The 17994-nt window shown below is 71.7% G+C and carries 16 protein-coding genes; 11 read left to right on the top strand and 5 right to left on the bottom strand.

What is annotated here, in order from left to right; all coding sequences use genetic code 11:
• Position 1 precedes the first annotated feature (1 nt).
• The 4 genes from K318_RS0116055 (at position 2) to K318_RS0116040 (ending at position 4352) form a co-directional block, all read left to right on the top strand.
• Positions 2 to 1222 (top strand): ABC transporter substrate-binding protein, encoded by a 1221-nt coding sequence (locus K318_RS0116055; RefSeq protein WP_029090228.1) that lies wholly within the window; start codon positions 2 to 4, stop codon positions 1220 to 1222.
• Positions 1219 to 2067, top strand: a complete 849-nt coding sequence (locus K318_RS0116050) for an ABC transporter ATP-binding protein (RefSeq protein ID WP_051298123.1) — start codon at positions 1219 to 1221, stop codon at positions 2065 to 2067. The genes K318_RS0116055 and K318_RS0116050 overlap by 4 nt, the downstream gene beginning before the upstream one ends.
• Before the next feature lie 11 nt (positions 2068 to 2078).
• Positions 2079 to 3299, top strand: a complete 1221-nt coding sequence (locus K318_RS22620; RefSeq protein WP_051298122.1) for a phenylacetate--CoA ligase family protein — start codon at positions 2079 to 2081, stop codon at positions 3297 to 3299.
• 162 nt (positions 3300 to 3461) lie between these two features.
• A complete protein-coding gene (locus tag K318_RS0116040; protein ID WP_029090226.1) occupies positions 3462 to 4352 on the top strand; it encodes a CPBP family intramembrane glutamic endopeptidase in 891 nt (296 codons plus the stop codon).
• On the opposite strand, the gene K318_RS0116035 is transcribed toward K318_RS0116040, so the two are convergent.
• Genes K318_RS0116035 through K318_RS0116020 form a run of 4 tightly spaced genes read right to left on the bottom strand, consistent with a single transcriptional unit; the run spans position 4303 to position 9188 of the window.
• Positions 4303 to 5535, bottom strand: coding sequence for a hypothetical protein (locus K318_RS0116035; protein WP_029090225.1), 1233 nt, complete (start codon positions 5533 to 5535; stop codon positions 4303 to 4305). The genes K318_RS0116040 and K318_RS0116035 overlap by 50 nt on opposite strands.
• Complete coding sequence (locus K318_RS22615; RefSeq protein WP_051298121.1) at positions 5528 to 6847, bottom strand: GNAT family N-acetyltransferase; 1320 nt, start codon at positions 6845 to 6847, stop codon at positions 5528 to 5530. The genes K318_RS0116035 and K318_RS22615 overlap by 8 nt, the downstream gene beginning before the upstream one ends.
• Positions 6844 to 7578 carry an antibiotic biosynthesis monooxygenase family protein gene (locus tag K318_RS25295; protein ID WP_211233347.1) on the bottom strand — a complete coding sequence of 245 codons (735 nt, stop codon included), beginning with the start codon at positions 7576 to 7578 and terminating at the stop codon, positions 6844 to 6846. The genes K318_RS22615 and K318_RS25295 overlap by 4 nt, the downstream gene beginning before the upstream one ends.
• Positions 7575 to 9188: a phenylacetate--CoA ligase family protein gene (locus K318_RS0116020; RefSeq protein ID WP_029090224.1), complete on the bottom strand. Its 1614-nt coding sequence runs from the start codon at positions 9186 to 9188 to the stop codon at positions 7575 to 7577. Before K318_RS0116020 ends, K318_RS25295 begins: the two co-directional genes overlap by 4 nt.
• A gap of 197 nt (positions 9189 to 9385) precedes the next feature.
• On the opposite strand from K318_RS0116020, the gene glyA reads away from it, so the two are divergent.
• Together glyA and K318_RS0116010 are read left to right on the top strand one after the other, a co-directional pair.
• Complete coding sequence (gene glyA, locus K318_RS0116015; protein ID WP_029090223.1) at positions 9386 to 10669, top strand: serine hydroxymethyltransferase; 1284 nt, start codon at positions 9386 to 9388, stop codon at positions 10667 to 10669.
• On the top strand, positions 10669 to 11580 hold the full coding sequence (locus K318_RS0116010; RefSeq protein WP_051298120.1) for a bifunctional methylenetetrahydrofolate dehydrogenase/methenyltetrahydrofolate cyclohydrolase: 912 nt from the start codon (positions 10669 to 10671) through the stop codon (positions 11578 to 11580). The genes glyA and K318_RS0116010 overlap by 1 nt, the downstream gene beginning before the upstream one ends.
• Positions 11581 to 11812: 232 nt before the next feature.
• On the opposite strand, the gene K318_RS0116005 is transcribed toward K318_RS0116010, so the two are convergent.
• Positions 11813 to 12979, bottom strand: coding sequence for an acyl-CoA dehydrogenase family protein (locus K318_RS0116005; RefSeq protein ID WP_029090221.1), 1167 nt, complete (start codon positions 12977 to 12979; stop codon positions 11813 to 11815).
• A gap of 71 nt (positions 12980 to 13050) precedes the next feature.
• Here K318_RS0116005 and K318_RS23955 point away from each other — a divergent pair, with 71 nt between their 5' ends.
• The 5 genes from K318_RS23955 (at position 13051) to K318_RS22595 (ending at position 17985) form a co-directional block, all read left to right on the top strand.
• A complete protein-coding gene (locus K318_RS23955; protein ID WP_051298119.1) occupies positions 13051 to 13761 on the top strand; it encodes a FadR/GntR family transcriptional regulator in 711 nt (236 codons plus the stop codon).
• Positions 13762 to 13996: 235 nt separating this feature from the next.
• Positions 13997 to 14962, top strand: coding sequence for a TRAP transporter substrate-binding protein (locus K318_RS0115995; RefSeq protein ID WP_051298228.1), 966 nt, complete (start codon positions 13997 to 13999; stop codon positions 14960 to 14962).
• 4 nt (positions 14963 to 14966) lie between these two features.
• Positions 14967 to 15524: a TRAP transporter small permease subunit gene (locus tag K318_RS22600; protein WP_051298118.1), complete on the top strand. Its 558-nt coding sequence runs from the start codon at positions 14967 to 14969 to the stop codon at positions 15522 to 15524.
• Positions 15521 to 16804, top strand: coding sequence for a TRAP transporter large permease (locus K318_RS0115985; protein WP_029090219.1), 1284 nt, complete (start codon positions 15521 to 15523; stop codon positions 16802 to 16804). The genes K318_RS22600 and K318_RS0115985 overlap by 4 nt, the downstream gene beginning before the upstream one ends.
• Positions 16801 to 17985 (top strand): CaiB/BaiF CoA transferase family protein, encoded by a 1185-nt coding sequence (locus K318_RS22595; protein ID WP_051298117.1) that lies wholly within the window; start codon positions 16801 to 16803, stop codon positions 17983 to 17985. Before K318_RS0115985 ends, K318_RS22595 begins: the two co-directional genes overlap by 4 nt.
• Positions 17986 to 17994: the final 9 nt, after the last annotated feature.

Below are 17994 nucleotides of genomic sequence, written 5' to 3'. Positions count from 1 at the left end.
AATGACGCACTCACAGAAGTCGACACGCAGGCACTCGCGGCTCATCGCCTCGGCGGCTCTCGCCTCGGCCTCGCTCATGGTTCTGAGCGCCTGCGGCAGCGGGGACGCGAGCAGCGCGGACTCGGACGAGCCCATCCCCATCGGCATCATCGCCGACCGTTCCGGCGCCACCGGCGACGTGGGCGCACCCTACAACGACGGCATGCTCGCCTACATCGAACAGCTCAACGCGGCCGGCGGCATCGAGGGCCGGGAGATCGAGGCGCATTCCAACGACTACGCCTACGAGATCCCGCAGGCCGAGGAGCTCTACCGGCGCTATGTCAACGACGGCGTCGTCGCAATCATGGGCTGGGGGACCGGTGACACCGAGGCGCTGCGCACCCGCGTGGCCAACGACGAGCTGCCGTTCATGTCCGGCTCCTTCTCGGAAGAGCTCACCGTTCCCGAGGAGTCGCCCTACAACTTCCTCGTCGCCCCCACCTATTCGGATCAGATGCGGGTGGCGCTCAACTGGATCGCCCAGGACGCCGGCGGAGAAACGGGTGTGGCCGTGCTGCACAACGACTCGCCGTTCGGCACCTCGCCCGTGGCCGATGGTGAGGCCTGGGTCGAGGAGCAGGGGCTGGACATCGACTACGTCTCGCACGCCATGCCCGCCGGCACCACCAATTTCGCCGGTGTGCTCAGCCAGGTGGACTCCGCGGGGGCGGAGTACATCGTGGTGCAGAACGTCGCGAGTCCCGCCGCACAGCTGGCCCGGGACCTGGCCGCACAGGGCGGTGAGCAGAAGATCATCTGCCTCAACTGGTGCGGCAACGAGCTGTTCATCACCTCGGCCGGGGACGCGGCCGAGGGCCACCTCATGGTTCAGCCGATCGCCCCCATATCCGCCGAGAAGCCCGGACACGAGGCGATCGCCGCCTACCTCGAGGAACAGGGGCAGGACTCCGAGTCCGCTGGGGTGAGCTATGTGCAGGGCTGGTACACCATGCACGTCATGGCCGAGGGCATCCGCCACACCCTGGAAGCGGGGGAGGACCTCACGGGCGCTGCGATCCGAGAGTCGCTGGAGACCATGGGAGCGGTCGACACCGGTGAGGTGATCGGGGGCGGGCCGGTCGAGTTCTCACCCGAATCGCATCGCGGGTCCGTGGCCTCGAACGTCTACGAGGTGCAGGACGGCCGGATGGTCGAGGTGGAAGCGGGGGCGACTCCGTGAGCGCGCCCGCACCCGCCCCGAGCCCGGGGGCGCGCGGGCCGGACACCGCCGCCGCACTGCTGCGCGTTAACAACATCGAGGTGATCTACGACGAGGTGATCCTAGTGCTCCGCGGGCTCTCGCTCGAAGTGCCCGAGGGGTCGATCGTGGCGCTGCTGGGATCCAACGGGGCGGGGAAGTCGACCACGCTCAAGGCGATCTCGGGCCTGCTGCCCAGTGAGCAGGGGGAGGTGACGAGCGGTTCGGTCGTGTTCGAGGGGCAGGACATCACCCGCATGGACGCCCCGGAGCGGGTGCGCAGGGGACTGAGCCTGTGCATGGAGGGGCGCCATGTGTTCCCGCACCTCTCGGTGGCGGACAACCTGCTGGCCGGCGGCTACACGCGGCCTCGGGAGGCGGGGGAGACCCTGGGCTTCGTCTACGAGTTCTTCCCCAAGCTGGCAGAGATGCGGGGGCGGACGGCCGGGTTCCTCTCCGGCGGTGAGCAGCAGATGCTGGCGATCGGCCGCGCCCTGATGGCCGGCCCCAAGCTGCTCATGCTGGACGAGCCCTCGCTGGGCCTGGCCCCGCTGCTGGTGGAGGAGATCTTCGAGACGATCTCCAGGCTCAACGCGGAGACGGGGCTGACGGTGCTCGTGATCGAGCAGAACGCGAGGACGGCGCTCTCGGTGGCCCACCACGGCTACATCATGGAGCAGGGCCGCATCATGCTCGAGGACTCCGCCGGGGCCCTGGCGGACAATCCGGACGTCAAGGAGTTCTACCTGGGCATCGGCGGGGGCGATTCCGAGAAGAAGAGCTATCGGGACGTGAAGCACTACAAGCGCCGCAAGCGGTGGCTGTGAGAGGGGCCGGGATGCATACCGACTCAGACAGGGAGACGGAGACCGCTGCGGACATCGGCGGGAGGCTCGCCGCGGCGGCCGCGGCCGATCCCGCCCTGCGTGCCCGACTGGAGGGCGCAGGGGTGCGCTGCGAAGACGTCACGAGCCCTGCCGACCTCGCCGCTGTGCCGGTCCAGAGCAAGGACGAGCGCGTGGCCGAGCGCGCACACGTCCTGACCGGCGCCGCACCCAAGCGGATCTTCCAGTCGCCGGGCCCCATCTACGAGGCGCAGCCCGCGGGCGAGGACCCCTGGCGCTGGGGCGAGGCCCTGACCTCGGCGGGTCTGCGCCCGGGGGACGTCGTCCTCAACTGCTTCGGCTACCACCTCTCCCCGGCCGGTGCGATGTTCGACGAGGCGATCATCACCGCCGGGGGCACCGTCGTCCCGGCGGGGATCGGGAACCAGCAGCTGCAGGTCGACGCGATCCGGGACCTCGGCGCCCGCGGCTATGTGGGCCTGCCCAGCTACCTCAAGGCGCTCATCGACCTCCACCTGGAGACAGGAGGCACGGCCGAGGACTTCCCGGTCGCGTATGCGCTCGTCACCGCGGAGCCGCTGCCGGACAGCCTCCGGGCCGAGCTGGAGCGGTGCGTGCCCGCTGTGCGCATGGCCTACGGTTCGGCCGAGGCCGGGCTCATCGCGTATGAGGACGGCACCGGCCCGGGCATGGTCACGGGCACCGGGATCGACGTCTCCGTGTGTGACCTCGGAACGGGGGAGCCCCGGGACGCGGGGGAGGGTGAGGTGGTCGTGACGCTCGTGCGGGAGACGGCGCCGCTCGTGCGGTTCGGCACGGGCGACCTCTCGGCCTGGGTCACGGACGCCGGCGGTGCGCCGGTGACGACCCCGGACGGTCGTCGCAGGCTCGCGGGGGTGCTGGGGCGGACGGGGCAGGCGGTGAAGGTGAGGGGCATGTTCCTGCATCCGGCCCAGATCCGTTCGCTGCTGGAGGCCGTCGCCGAGGTCCAGGCGCTGCGCTTCGTCATCGACCGGGCCGAGCACCGTGACACCGTGGTCTGCGAAGCGGTGCCGGCGGTCCGGGACACGGGTGAGCAGGGGGCAGGGGACGATGCGGTGCGCAGCGCGCTCGCCGAGCACATCCGCTCCCGGCTGCGCTTCCGGGCGGAGGTCCGGATCGTGACGGAACTCGCCGGGGAGGAGCTCATCTGCGATCTGCGGACATGGGACTGAGCCTGAAGGGGCCGCTCCTGAGGGGGAGGCCCCTTCGCCATCTCTGCGGTGCAATCCGAGGGAGCGCCCGCGCACCTTCCCGCACGCAGGTGGGGAAAACCCCCGTCTCCTGTCTGGGCGCCTCCAGTGAGCCGGCGGTGCGCTTCCTCATAGCGTGAGGCCATGACCGCAGCAGCCGACCTCCCCGTCACCGCGCGCCGTGCGAACCCTGAGCGGCACACCTCGAATCAGCACCGGCGCGGCACGGCTGCGGCGCTGCTCCTCGCACTTGCGGCTGCGGCCGGACTCGCGGCCGTCTGCCTGGGCTTCGTGCTCGCGGACGCGCCGGTTCCCGCCGGCGCGGTGCTCATGGGCCGCTGGATCCCCTCGCTCGCCTCGCTCGCCCTGCTTCTCCTCCTGCCGCCCCTCGCCGGGGAGCCGGAGAGGCTGAGCCGGCGGATCGCGCACTGGTGGGCGCTGCTGCCCGGCGGCCCGCGCCCGGTCCTGCGGATCGTCACCGGCAGCGCGCTCGCGATGATCCTGCTCACCGGCGTGTACCTCATGGCCGCCGGGCTCGCCCACTCCCTCGGCGCGATCGAGATGCAGCCCGCCCGGGTCCTCGTGCCCGCCCTGCTCTCGATGATCCCCATCGCGGTGGTCTTCTCCGTGAGCACCGTGGGGGAGGAGGTGGTGTGGCGAGGCCATCTGCCGGCTCTGCTCGCACCGCTGGGGTTCTGGGGGTCCTCCGCGGTGATCGCGCTCGCCTGGACGGTCTTCCACCTTCCCCTGCATGCGGCCTATGTCTGGGAGGGTTCGATCTCCGTCGCGACCGCGGGCATGCTCACGGCCGGGCTCGTGCCGCTGAGCCTGTTCCTCTCCGCAGCGGCCGCACGGTGGGGCACGGTCTGGCCGGCAGTCTTCGCCCATGCGCTGCCCTTCACTGCGGTGAGCCTTGCAGCGGGCGGGGCGGAACTCGCTCCCGAGGCGCTCGGCGCCGTCACCGGGATCACCGCGGTCCTGCTGGTCAGCGCCGCTCTGGTGCTCGCGCCGGTGCGCGCTCCGCGGGCCGTGTGAGCCGGTGCGAGCGCGGCACGGGCCCCGTCGATCTGCCCACCGAGAACACCGCGAAGGGCACGGGCGCCTCGCCGCGGGTGTGTGCCCGGGACCGGGGTGCTCCCGCATCGACGCCGCGCTCTCCCAGCAGCCCCGCGAGGAGGGCCGCCGAGGCCGGCGAGTCCTTGAGCTCGGACTGCACGCTGACCTTCAGCCCATGACGGGCGAGGACGAGCCACAGCCTCAGCAGCGATCTGCCGAGCACCACCCAGTCCTGAGCGGAGACTCCCGCCGCGCTGTCTGAGGCACGGGTTCCGAGGACCAGCCGCGCGGGCGCGCTGCGCGGCCCCGGGAGCCTCTGCCGCAGGCCGCCGAGCACCCGGGCCAGAGGAGGCTGCCAGTGCTCAGCGCCCCCGGTGAGTTCGCGGCCGAGGCCGGATTCCAGCAGGCGGCGCAGCATCGCCGCCTCCCACCGGGGCAGGCGCAGGCAGTCCGCCGTGAGGCCGTCCTCGGCCCAGCGCGGATCGGCCGGGTCCAGGCGCAGCCAGTCCAGGGTCTCACGGAGCATGGCCGGGGTCTGCGCGATGTGCAGGGCGGCTCGGCCGTTCAGCCGCGCCCACAGGGGTTCGGGAATCTGTGCGAGCAGGACCGCGGGCGGCACCGGACTGCTCCGGTCCTCAGCCGGCCGGGGGACCGCGGGCAGGGGTGCGGAGAGCTCCGTGAGCGCGGAGAACTCCGCGAGGGCGTCTGCCAGCGCGGTGTCGTCGGGCTCCAGCCTCCCGCGATCCACCTGGCGGGCATGGACCTCCGCGGATCTGAACGCTGCTGAGCCGGAGACTGCGGCCTCGCGGTCGGAGCTTTCACGGACGGCACGCCCAGGGTCCGCGGCCCCTGTGTCCGTGACCTCGAGCGTGAGCACCGTCTGCGGCCCGGCGCCCGTGACCGCGGTGAGCCGTGCTCTCGCGCCCGCCTCGGCGCATGCGATGGAGAAGGCCTCGGTCCAGCAGCCCATTCCCAGCAGGGTGTCCATGTGGAGCGGGTCGGCCAGCGGCAGGGTCCTGGCCGGATCGACGGCAACCCGCACGGTGAGCGGTGACAGGCGCACGACAGCAGGCCGCCAGGGCTGGGTGTTGTGCGCCGAGGGCGCCCGGGCGGCGACCCGGAAGGCCCGCTCGGCGATCGGATTCAGCCGGGACTCATCCATGCGCGGCCTCCGGGCTGCCTGCGAGGGCCGGTCCGTCGAGGCGCTCGCTGGCTGTGTCGCCGGTGCCGCGTGCGCCGGTGGCGAGGTCGCGGGTGAAGAAGCACAGCCCGTGCAGCCTCCTGCCGCCGGCCCGTGCGAACACCGCCGCCGAGGCCGGGTTGTCCTCGGCGATGAATGTCACCCGCAGACGGTCGTAGCCACCCGCGTGCAGCGCCGCGTAGAGCCTGCGCACACACAGGCTCAGGAGGCCGCGGCCCTGGTGCTCCGGGCGCGTGCCCTGCACGATGAGGACCGCAGTGCGCGAGGCGCCCCGTGCGGATCGCAGCAGATCCAGAGCGGCCCGCGGTCCCAGCCTCCCGTCGTGAGCGCGCAGGACGTCGACGGGATCGGGGAGCACGAGCGCGAAGGAGACGAGGTACTCCGGGCGGGCGGACCGATCCGTGAACCGGTGTGCGAGCCGATCAGCGAGCCGTGCGCGAGGCGGCCGCCCGTCTGCCGTCACCGGCCCGCCTGCATCTTCCCGCGGTCCTGCGTCCTCCACGGCCAGGACGACGAGCCGCGGGTCCATGAGCAGCTCCACCCCACTGGTCTGTGCGCGCATCTGCGCCCCGCCGATCTCCGTGAAATAGGGCAGCTGCGCGAAGGAGGCGTTGAGCGCGGGCCGGAGCATATGGGCGAGCCAGCCGGGACGACGCCGGGGCCGCAGGAAGCGCACCCCCGCCTGCTCGAGTTCGTACGCGGTGGGCGGTCGGCGCAGCGCGGCCGGCACCTCGGCGATATCGACCTCCCAGGTGTGGGCCGCGCCCCAGCGCGAGAGTCCCTCCGCCTCGAGCGCCTGCGCGAGGAAGGGCGGGGTCCACACGGTGTCGAAGAAGCCGGGGTGCGCGAAGCCGTCCGTCATGACCCCGCCGGTGACATTGGGCAGCGGCGAGACCGGACCGAACAGCCGGGTGCGGCCCCGCTCGCGGCCGTGTGCCTCCGCCTCCCCGATGAGCGCACGGACGACGTCCGCGTCCTCGGCCTCGAGCGCTCCGAACAGCTGGGTCCGGGCCCCGAGCCGCGCGTCGAGGGAATCGGCATGGTGCACGATCATCCGCCCGACCGGCTCCCCAGCGGCAGTGCGGGCGAGCAGGCCGGTGATCGCCTCGGGGAACCACCCCCGTCCCGTGAGCCAGCCGCTCACCTCCGTGCGCAGGAGCGGCACGTGATGGCCGTGGGTACCCGCCGCGGAGTGCAGGCGCCCCGGCAGGTCGAGGAAGTCCCCCCGATCTGCGCGGCTGACCACGGGGGAGACGAGGAGGTCTGCGTTCACTCCCGGCCCCGCTCCGGCTGCCGGTCGTCTCCCGGTCGGTCACCGGCTCGCGGCCGCCCGCTGTCTCCCGGCTGTCCGTCGCTCGGCCGGCCCCCGGCTCCCGGTCGCCCGTGCTCACCCGCTGTGCGAGTGCGCAGACGCCGTTCGGCCCAGGCGCGGAGGCTGGGGAGAGCGCTGCCGGCAGGCGCGGCCGTGGACAGCCCCGCGGTCGGGGCGGGCCGCCCGGCGGCCGGTCCGGCCGTCCTCGGCCCGTCCGCCCCCGGTCCGGCTGTCCCGCTGTCGCCCGTCTCCGCACCCGCCCCTCCCACCTCCTCGTCCGAGAGCGGGGTGAAGGCCTCGATGAGCTCCGTTCGCCCGTCCTCGGCCCGGAACTCGCCGTTGGTGTAGCCCCATTCCTCCGCGCCGAGGATGCGGATGAAGCCTCCGCGGGCCGGTGCCTTCGCCCCACCGCCCACGAGCCACTTCATGATCTCGTGGTGCTCGGGGGTGCGGGCGAAGGCGAGCAGGGAATCGCGGTCGGCGAACGCGACCATGAGCCCGATCCCGTCGGGGAGCTCGAGGTAGCTGCGGTGCCACAGGTAGCCCGGATGCCGCTTCAGCGCCCGCGCGACGGCTGACCATCGCCGCACCTGCCGGAGCATCGCCGCCGGGGAACGGTACCTGTTCATCCCGAGGAAGAAGGCCTCCGCCCTCGCCTGGGGCGGTCCCGCGGAGAAGTCGTTCGATCTCATGCGCGCTCGCCCCTCATGAGGTAGACGTTCTTGATCTTCTCCGGCCCGCCGGCGAAGGGGCCGCTGCGGTGGTCGTGGACGACGACGCCCACCTCGGCCGCGGAGGGATCCTCCTCGAGCGAGGCGCGGAAGTCCCGGGAGACCTGCGCCAGGTGCGCGACGACCCCCGCCGCGGTCGCCTCTGCCATCTCCGCGCGCTCGGACTCGCTGAGCGCGGCCTCGGGGACCGTCGCCGGATCCCGCAGCTCGATGTGGAGCACGGGTCGCACCTCGAGCCCGCCCACCTCCACGAGCTCGGTGCGGAAGGACTCGATGAGGCGGGCGCGGGGGTTGTCGCGGTAGAGGCCGTTCTCCACGTCGAGCGGGTAGATGTTCGCGCCCATGTAGCTGATGGTCGAGTCCGAGCGGCCGAAGAGCAGCACGAACGGCAGCCGCATGCGCTGGCTGCGGAAGGCGCGCGAGCACGCCTCGGCGAGCTCGGGGAAGGGGCGGGTGAGCTCGACCATGTCGGGGAAGTCGATGAGCCGGGCCTCGTCGCCGATATTGTAGCGCAGGCGCGGGCTCATGACGGAGGCGGAGTTGATGGTGACGACGAGCTCGTCCTCGGCCGTCGTCTCGAGGTAGGTCTCGAGCGGGTTGTACTGGAACACCATGGGCGTGCGCGCCTCGTCCTCGCCCAGCACCGCGGCGCGGAAGCCGGGATGCGAGTCCAGCGCCCGGCGGAGGACGACGGAGAGATCGGACTCCCCGGCCATCCCGATCGTGAGGTCGCTGGCGCCGTAGCCGGAGTACACGCGCTCCAGGCGGGCCTCGAGGTAGTCGCGCAGTCCCTCCGTCATCGCCTCGCCGCCCACGAAGCCGCTGATCGCGTAGCCGGCCCAGCGCTCGGGCTCCTGGTCCATGCGGTCCACGAGGTGCTTGAGGAACGGCGGATAGGCGCTCACGAGGTAGGTGAAGCCCGGACCGAAGTGCGCGAGGGTGTCGAGGATCTTCTCGAGGTCCGGTCCGGTGTTCTTCACGGCGGCGACCTGCGCCATCGCGAGCCCCGTGTTGGTGCCGGTGGCCCATGCGCCCATCGAGAATGCGTTGATGCAGAACAGGTTCTGCGAGCCGAAGAGCAGGGTCACGTAACCGGCAACGTTCTTGTGGACGGTGCGCAGCTCGCGCTTGGAGCGCATCCAGTTGAAGGGCGTGCCGGAGGAGCCGGAGGACTCGTCGATCACGGTCCCGGCGAGCTCGATCTCCCCGTTCCAGCAGCGCTGGTCCTCCGTGTACCTGCGCACATAGGAGTCCTTCGATGTCAGCGGATAGTTCTCCAGGTCCCACCAGCGGAAGGAGTAGCCGTGCTCGGCCAGGTGGTCCTGATAGGCGGGCACGTCGAGCGAGGCCTGCTGGCAGATCATCCAGGCGTTGAGCCTCGCGAAGCGCGCGAGGGCCGGATGGTAGTTCCGAGCGGTGGCCCGCCACACTGCGGGGTGGACCCGGTAGGCGCCGTAGGCGGCCGTGAGCCCCACGTTCGCGAAGCGGAGGAAGGCCTGGCGCGCGAGGTTCACGGGACCGGCGGGGATCGGGAGGCGGCGCAGCCGGCCGTGCGGCTTCTTCGACGTCATGCCCATGAACCTAGTGGGCGTCCGGGGCCGTGAGAAGGGCGCGACGCAACGAAACTGACACGGTGCGCGGACGGGATGCCGGGAAAACTGCCCGAACAACTGATATATCAGATCGGAAAGCTGTTAATCTGAGCACAGGCGGAGAACCGGCCGCCGCGCTCACCCGATTTCACTGCCCACCTCAGGAGAGTCCTCACATGTCCGACGCCACGGCTGCGTTCAACGCAGGCCTCGCAGACATCGATCCAGAGATCGCCCAGGTCCTCGACCAGGAGCTGTCCCGTCAGCGCGGGACCCTCGAGATGATCGCCTCGGAGAACTTCGTGCCGCGCGCGGTCCTGCAGACGCAGGGCTCCGTGCTCACCAACAAGTACGCGGAGGGCTACCCCGGCCGCCGCTACTACGGCGGCTGCGAGTTCGTCGATGTCGCGGAGAACCTCGCGATCGAGCGGGCGAAGAGCCTGTTCGGCGCGGCCTATGCGAACGTGCAGCCCCACTCCGGCGCCTCGGCGAATGCCGCCGTCATGCACGCCTTCGCCCGCTCCGGGGACAAGATGCTGGGCCTGGACCTGGCCCACGGCGGCCACCTCACCCACGGCATGAAGATCAACTTCTCCGGCCGCCTCTACGATGTCGCCTCCTACGAGGTCGATCCCGCCACGCACCGCATCGACATGGACGTCGTGCGCAAGCGCGCGCTCGAGCACCGCCCCAAGGTGATCGTCGCGGGCTGGTCAGCCTACCCCCGTCAGCTCGACTTCGACGCCTTCCGCGAGATCGCCGACGAGGTCGAGGCGACGCTGTGGGTGGACATGGCCCACTTCGCCGGGCTCGTCGCCGCGGGCCTCCACCCGAACCCCGTCCCGGTCGCCGATGTCGTCTCCTCGACGGTGCACAAGACGATCGGCGGTCCGCGCTCGGGCTTCATCCTCTCGCGCGATGAGGCGCACGCGAAGAAGCTCAACTCCGCCGTGTTCCCCGGTCAGCAGGGCGGCCCGCTCATGCACGTGGTCGCGGCCAAGGCCGTGGCCTTCAAGCTCGCCGCCGAGGCCGAGTTCCGGACCAAGCAGGAGCGCACCCTCGAGGGCGCGCAGATCCTCGCCGACCGCCTGCAGGAGGCCGATGTCGCCGAGGCCGGGGTCCAGGTGCTCACGGGCGGCACCGATGTGCACCTCGTCCTCGTCGACCTGCGGAACTCGCCGCTCAACGGCCAGGAGGCCGAGGACCTGCTCCACAGCGTGGGCATCACCGTCAATCGCAACGCGGTGCCCTTCGACCCGCGGCCCCCGATGGTCACCTCGGGCCTGCGGATCGGCACCCCGGCGCTCGCCTCCCGCGGGTTCGGTGCGGAGGAGTTCACCGAGGTCGCCGACATCATCGCCCAGGCGCTCAAGCCCGGCGCCGATGCCGATGCGCTGCGGGCCCGGGTCCTGCGCCTCACCGACGGCTTCCCGCTCTACGAAGGTCTGGAGCAGTACTGATGACGCAGCAGACGGCAGAGACCCAGGGCGCTGTGAAGCTCGACGGCAAGGCGACCGCGGCCGCCATCAAGTCCGAGCTCTCCGAGCGGGTGGCCGCACTGGGCGAGAATGGCGTGCGAGCCGGTCTGGGCACGCTCCTCGTGGGCGAGGACCCCGGCTCCCAGTGGTATGTGGCGGGCAAGCACCGCGACTGTGCTGAGATCGGGATCGCCTCCATTCGCGAGGACCTGCCCGAGACCGCCACGCAGGCCGAGATCGAGGCGGCAGTGCAGCGCCTCAACGAGAACCCGGAGTGCACGGGCTACATCGTCCAGCTGCCGCTGCCGGCGGGCATCGACGAGAACCGCGTGCTCAGCCTCATCGACCCGGCCAAGGACGCCGACGGGCTGCACCCGCAGAACCTGGGCAACCTGGTGCTGCGGGTCCGCGAGGAGATCGACACGCCGCTGCCGTGCACCCCGCACGGCATCGTGGAGCTCCTGAGCCGTCACGGCGTGGAGCTGAACGGCAAGCACGTGGTGGTGCTGGGGCGCGGTGTGACGGTGGGCAGGCCCATCGGCCTGCTGCTCACGCGCAAGGACGTGAATGCGACCGTCACCCTCACCCACACGGGGACGCAGGACCTCGCCTCGCTCGTGTCCCAGGCCGATGTCATCGTCGCGGCGGCGGGGCAGGCGGGGATCGTCACGGCGGACATGGTCAGGCCCGGCGCCGTGCTCGTGGACGTGGGCGTCTCCCGGGAGACGGACGCAGAGACCGGCAAGTCCCGCGTGGTGGGCGACATCGACGCCGCCGCCCGTGAGCAGGCCGCGTACTACACCCCCAACCCCGGGGGCGTGGGGCCGATGACGCGTGCGATGCTGCTTGTCAACGTCGTCGAGATCGCCGAACGGCAGGCAGCCGCAGGCTGAGCACCGGGGCTGCCCGGCTCTCGGTCGTGCAGGGGGCGGAGCTGAGGACCCGTACGGGTCCTCAGCTCCGCCCCTCTTGTGTGCCTGCCGCCGGAACAGCACCCGCCCTCCGGCTTCCCGCACTCAATCTCCGCACTGCGGCGCTGCAGCGTGTGAAAGCGGAGACGCCGCGTGCGGAATCGCCGGGAGCCCTCGCGTGCACAACCACGGCGATCCGCCCGCGGTGGGTGCGTCAGTACGAGCGGGGCAGGCCCAGCACCTTGGTGCCCAGGTAGTTGAGCACCATCTCCTGGCTCACCGGCGCGATCTTCATGAGCCGGACCTCGCGGAGGTAGCGGCCCACGTGGTACTCCTCGGAGTAGCCCATGCCGCCGTGCACCTGGAGCGCGCGGTCGGCGGCATCCACCCCGGCCTCGGCACAGAGGTACTTCGCGGTGTTGGCCTCGCGTCCGCTGGGCAGCCCCTGGTCGTAGGTCCACGTGGCCTTGCGCAGGGCGAGCTCCGCGGCGTCGAGCTTCGCGAGCGAGTCCGCGAGCGGGAACTGGAGGCCCTGATTCATGCCGATGGGGCGGTCGAAGACCACCCGCTCCTTCGCATATGCCGTGGCCTTCGCCAGCGCGGCACGCCCGATCCCCAGGGCCTCGGCGGCGATGAGCATGCGCTCGGGGTTGAGGCCGTCGAGGATGTACGTGAAGCCCTTGCCCTCCTCGCCCACGCGGTGCGCGGCCGGGATCACGAGGTCGTCGATGACGAGCTCATTGGAGGTCACCGCGTTGCGCCCGATCTTGCGGATGGGCCGCACGTCCACGTGCCTGCGGTCGAGGTCCGTGAAGAAGAGGGTGAGGCCGTCCGTGGGCCGTTCGACGTCCTCGCGAGGGGTGGTGCGGGTCAGCAGCAGGATCTTCTCCGACTCGACGGCCTTGGAGATCCACACCTTGCGGCCGCTGACCACGTAGTCCTCCCCACGGCGACGGGCGAAGGTGGTGATCCGCGTGGTGTCGAGACCGGCATCCGGCTCCGTCACCCCGAAGCACACGTGGAGATCCCCCGAGGCCACCCGGGGGAGGTTCTCGCGGCGGAGCTCCTCGGAGCCGTGGACGATGACGGGGTGCATGCCGAAGATCGTCATGTGCACGGCGCTCGCGGCATTCATCGCCCCGCCCCCGGCGGCGATCGCCTCCAGCAGGAGGGTGGCCTCCGTGATCCCCATGCCCCCGCCGCCGTACTCCTCCGGAGTGGTGATGCCCAGCCAGCCGTGCGCGGCGAGATGATCGTAGAACTCCCGGGGGAACTCCTTGGATGCGTCCTTCTCGGACCAGTACTCGTCGTCGAAGGGAGCGACGATCTCCCGTGCGGCCTGGGCGATCTCCTCCTGCGCCTCGGTGAGTCCGAATCCCACGTGTCCTCCTCATAGTGCGTGCCATTCGGCTTTAAGGTACTACCATTGAGTGCGAATGTGAAGGAGGGCGCATGGGCGGGAGCGGGACCGCGCGCGTGGCCGGGCGGCTGCGGGAGGCGATCACGGGCGGGGAGTGCGCGGTGGGCTCGGCCCTGCCGCCCGAGCGCTCGCTGGCCGAGGCCCACGGTGTCAGCCGGACGACGGTGCGGGCCGCGCTGGCCGCGCTCGCGGCGGAGGGGCTGGTGGAGCGGCGCGTCGGCAGGGGCGGCGGCACCTTCGTGTCCGCACCCGGCCCCGGTCCCGTGACCGCCGCCCTGCGGCAGGCGGTCGGCCGCGCGGGCTTCCCCGCGGCGGATCTGGCCGAGGCCCGCCTCGAACTCGAGCCCCGGTGCGCCGCGCTCGCGGCCGACCGGATCTCCGCCGAGGCGCGGGGTGAGCTCGCGGGGCTCCAGCGGGCGATGGTGCGGGCCCGGACGCGCTCGGAGTTCTTCGAGGCCAATGCCCGCTTCCACTCCCTCATCGCGCACAGCAGCGGCAATGCCGTGCTCGCCGCGGTCGTGGAGGGGCTGCACGGGCCCATCCGCGAGCTCACCGACGACCCGCTGCGCATCCGGGAGCCGGAGCTGCGGGAGACGGTGCGGGCCCATGAGCGGATCCTCGCGGCGTTCTCCGACGGGGACGCCGTCGCTGCCGAGGCGGCGATGCGGGATCACCTCAGGGCGCATGCGGAGATCGTGGCGGGGCCGGTGGGAGGCCTTGCCCCCGAGTGGTCTCGGCAGTAGCATCGTTCGTGTTACCGAACTCAGGTTCGCAAATGCCAATGGAGGTATTCCGGTGCCGGAGCACGACGACGTTCCGCCGGCGCGGCGGAGCACACGGACAGCGCGGGGCTCACTGAGAGCGCGGGGCTCACGGACGGCGCGGAGCACGCGCAGGGCCCGACGCGGTCTCTGCGGGATCGTCCTGGCGGCGGCGCTGGCGCTCGCCGGCTGCGCGGCGCCGGAGACGGAGGCGCCGGTGCTCAAGCTCGCCGACAGCTATTCGACGACGCACATGTTCGCCCGCCACGGGGTCGAGGGCTTCCTCGGAGATGTCGCCGCACCGGGGGAAGGATCCCTCGAGGTCGAGTACTACCCCTCGGGGCAGCTGGGCAGCCCCCGTGACATCGCCGACCTCACGCAGGCGGGCACGATCGACATCGCTCCCGCAGCGGCCGCCTACCTGTCCGACCAGCTGCCGCTGTCCAGCGTGACGGACCTGCCGGGGCTCGCGGAGGACCCGTGCCAGGCCTCGGCCGCGCTCCTCGACCTCCTGGACGAGGACGGGGTGCTCTACCGCGAGGAGTACGAGCCGCGGGGGCTGCGGCCGCTGTGGGTCGCGGTGCTCCCGGGCTACGAGATCATGACCGCGAACCGTCCGGTTCGGGAGCCCGCCGACCTCGCGGGGCTGACGATCCGCTCCTCCGGCGGTGCGATGGACGCGAATGTGGACGCCCTCGGCGCCGCGCCCGTGAGCATGCCGGCCGCGGATGCCTACGAGGCCCTGTCCCGGCACACCGTGGACGGCATCTCCTTCCCCTATGCGAGCGTGACCCCGTACCGGCTCGAGGAGGTCCTCCGATACTCCACGAAGGGCCTCAACGCCGGCAGCTTCGCGATCCCCTATGTGATCGCCGAGGACGTCTGGCAGGAGCTGACCGCCGCCGAGCGGGAGCGGATCAGCAGTGCCGCCGATGCCGCCTCCGCCCGGCTGTGCGCGGGCATCACGGAGGAGAACCCCGCGGCCGAGGCGGTGATGCGGGAGGCCGGAGTGGTCTTCACCGAGTTCGAGGGTGCGCAGAAGGAGGAGTTCGCCGCGCTCCTCGATCCCGTGCGGCAGGAGTGGGCCGAGTCCTATGACGCCGCTGGTCTCCCCGGAACTCGAGTGCTGAAAGCCTATGAGGACGCCCTCACCGCGCACGCGCCCGAGTCCCAGGAGGGCTGAGCCCATGACCGAGCAGAACACGAACGAGCAGACCGTCACCGAGGGGGAAGCGGCAGGTGCGGGCATGCACCCCCTCGTCCGGGGCCTGGGCACCGGCAGCGCCGTGCTCGCCTCCCTCGCCCTCGCCCTCCTGCTTCTCATCATGCTGGCCGAGACGGCGGCCCGCTACGCCCTGTCCGCGCCGCTCGGGTGGAACGTGAGCGCCGTCGAGCGGATCCTCATGCCCGGCGCGGTGTTCCTCGCGCTGCCGTGGATGTACGTGTGCGCGGGTCATGTGAGTGCGGGCCTCGTCTACTCACGGCTGTCGCCCCGCGCCCGCGCGTGTGCCCGGGTCGTCGCGCTGGCGGCGGTGCTGGCCTCGGCCGCTCTTCTCTGCGCGGCGGGCGTGAGCGGAGCGGTCTCCGCCTTCCAGCTCGGCGACGCCCCGCCGCCCGGCTCCTCCGACATCGCCGTGCCGACCTGGATGTGGCTGTCGCTGCAGCCGATCGGCGCCGGGGCGCTGCTGCTGACCGCGCTCGTCGACGCGCCGCGCTTCCTGCACCGCGGGGAGGCCGGATCATGATCGTCATCGCAGTCACGCTCCTCCTGCTGGTCCTCATCCTCCTGCGCGTGCCCGTCGCCTTCGCGATCCTCGCCGCGGGCACTGTGGGCCTCGTGGCCGTCGACGGCTTCGCCTCGGCGTTCGCGGTGTTCCAGGTCGTCCCGATGTCCGCGGCAGGGAAGTTCTCCCTCTCCGCGATCCCCCTGTTCATCCTCATGGCGCACTTCGTGCTCGCCAGCGGCGCCCTGAACTCGCTGTTCGAGAGCGCGCGCGTGCTGGTGGGCCGGGTGCGCGGCGGGACGGGGATCGCCGCGGTCCTGGCCGGTGCGGGATTCGCCTCCGTGTCCGGCTCCTCGACGGCGGCGGCCGCCACCCTCGCCCACACCTCGACGGGCGAGATGGTGAGGCAGGGCTACTCGAAGGGCCTCGCGACGGGTTCGGTCGCGAGCGCGGGCACCCTCGCGGCGATGATCCCGCCCTCCATCCTGCTGATCTTCTACGCCATCACGGCGGAGACGAGCGTGGGCCAGACTCTGCTCGCGGGACTCGTGCCCGGTGTGCTCATGGCGCTCGCGCTGTGCGCCGTCGTCTACGTGCAGGCGCTGCGCGGGCAGGCGCCGGCCGCGAACGCGACGAGCTGGGGTGAGAAGGCGCGCTCGCTCGCGGGCCTCGTGCCGGTGGGCGTGCTGTTCCTGCTCGTGGTGGGCACCGTGTTCTTCGGGATCGCGACGGCGACCGAGGCGGCGGCGGTCGGGGCCCTCGGCGGCCTCGGTCTCATGGCCCTGAACCGGAGGATGAGCTGGAAGGCCGTCCGCGAGGCCTTCGTGGGCACCGTGACGAGCAGCGCGATGATCATGGTCATCATCGTGGCGGCCCATGTCTTCGGGCACTTCCTCGCCGAGACGCGGGTGACGCCCGCCGTGGTCGCCGCTGTGGGCGCATGGGAGGTGCCGCCCGTGGTCATCATGCTCGGCATGGTCCTCGTCTACCTGGTGCTCGGGTTCTTCATGGACCAGATGGCGATCATCGCGCTCACGGTGCCGGTCACCCTGCCGCTCGTGGAGGCGCTCGGCTTCGATCCCATCTGGTTCGGCATCGTCGTCATCCTGGTCGCGGAGATCGGGCTCGTGACGCCTCCGCTGGGGCTCAACGCCTTCGTCACGGCGCGCGCGAGCCGGATCCCGCTGGAGACGGTCTTCGCAGGCTCCGTGCCCTTCATCCTCGGCATGCTCGCGGTGGTGGCGCTCGTGTTCGCCTTCCCGTCCCTCGCACTGTTCGTGCCCGAGCTGATGCAGCGATGACGGGCGGACAGGGCGGCGGCGGTCCGCTGGCAGGGGTGAGGGTGCTCGAGGTGGGGTCGGTCATCATGGCCCCCTATGCCGGCAAGATGCTCAGGGACCTGGGCGCGACGGTGGTGAAGGCCGAACCCCCCGGCGGGGACATCGGCCGGAGGATCGGCCCGCTCGGGGAGGCGGGCACGAGCGCACTCGCGATGAACCTCAACGCGGGGAAGAAGAGCATCGTCGTCGATGCGAGTGCGCCGCGGGGAGAAGCGGAGATGCGCGGGCTCATCGCCTGGGCCGATGTCATCGTCACCAACATGCTGCCGCGGCGGCGTGCGAGGTTCGGGCTGGCCTGGGAGCAGGTCGAGGCGGTCAACCCCCAGGCGATCCTCGTGACCGGTCAGGGCTTCGCCAGCAGTTCCGACAGGGGGGACGCACCCGCCTACGACGATGTCGTGCAGGCCGCCTCGGGCCTCGCCGACGCCTACCGGCTGCGGGACGGGGCCCCGCGCTACTCGCCGTACGTGGTGGCGGACAAGGTCTGCGGAATGTCGATGGCGCAGGCCGCGCTCGCGGCCCTCCATCGGCGCCACGTGACAGGGCACGGCTGCTGGGCGGACGTCCCGATGGTCGACACCATGGCCGCGTTCACGCTGGTCGAGCACATGGGCGGTGAGACCTTCGAGCCCGCGCAGGGGACGGTGGGCTGGTCGCGGGTCCTCGCTCCGGAGCACCGGCCCCACCGCACCCGGGACGGCTGGGTGTGCGTCATGCCGTACACGGATGCGAACTGGGAGCGGTTCTGCGAGCTCCTCGGCCGCCCCGAGCTCCTCAATCATCCGCAGCTGGCCAGCAACCGCGCGCGCAGCGCCGATCCGCAGATGTACGAGGAGGTGCTCGCGGAGTACGCGGCGGAGCGGACGTGTGCACAGATCGAGGAGGAATGCGGGGCCCGGGACATCCCCGCACACCGCGTGACGCGCATCGACGGGATCCGGGACGACCCCTATCTGGGCGGCCGTCCGATGCTCACGACTGCCGAGCACGGGCGGGAGGGCGGCTACGTCCACGTGGGCTCACCCGTGGAGTTCGGCGGAATCCCCCGCCCGAAGCCCGCCGACTGCACGCCTCCGGACGCGGACAGGGCCGAGGTGCTCGCGATGATCGGCGCGGTGCCCGCGGGCTCGGAGCCGGAGTGAGAGCGCGGA

Origin of the sequence: Brevibacterium album DSM 18261 (assembly GCF_000426445.1) — a bacterium.
Taxonomy (GTDB): domain Bacteria; phylum Actinomycetota; class Actinomycetes; order Actinomycetales; family Brevibacteriaceae; genus Brevibacterium; species Brevibacterium album.
This window is presented reverse-complemented; position numbering and strand designations above follow the sequence as displayed.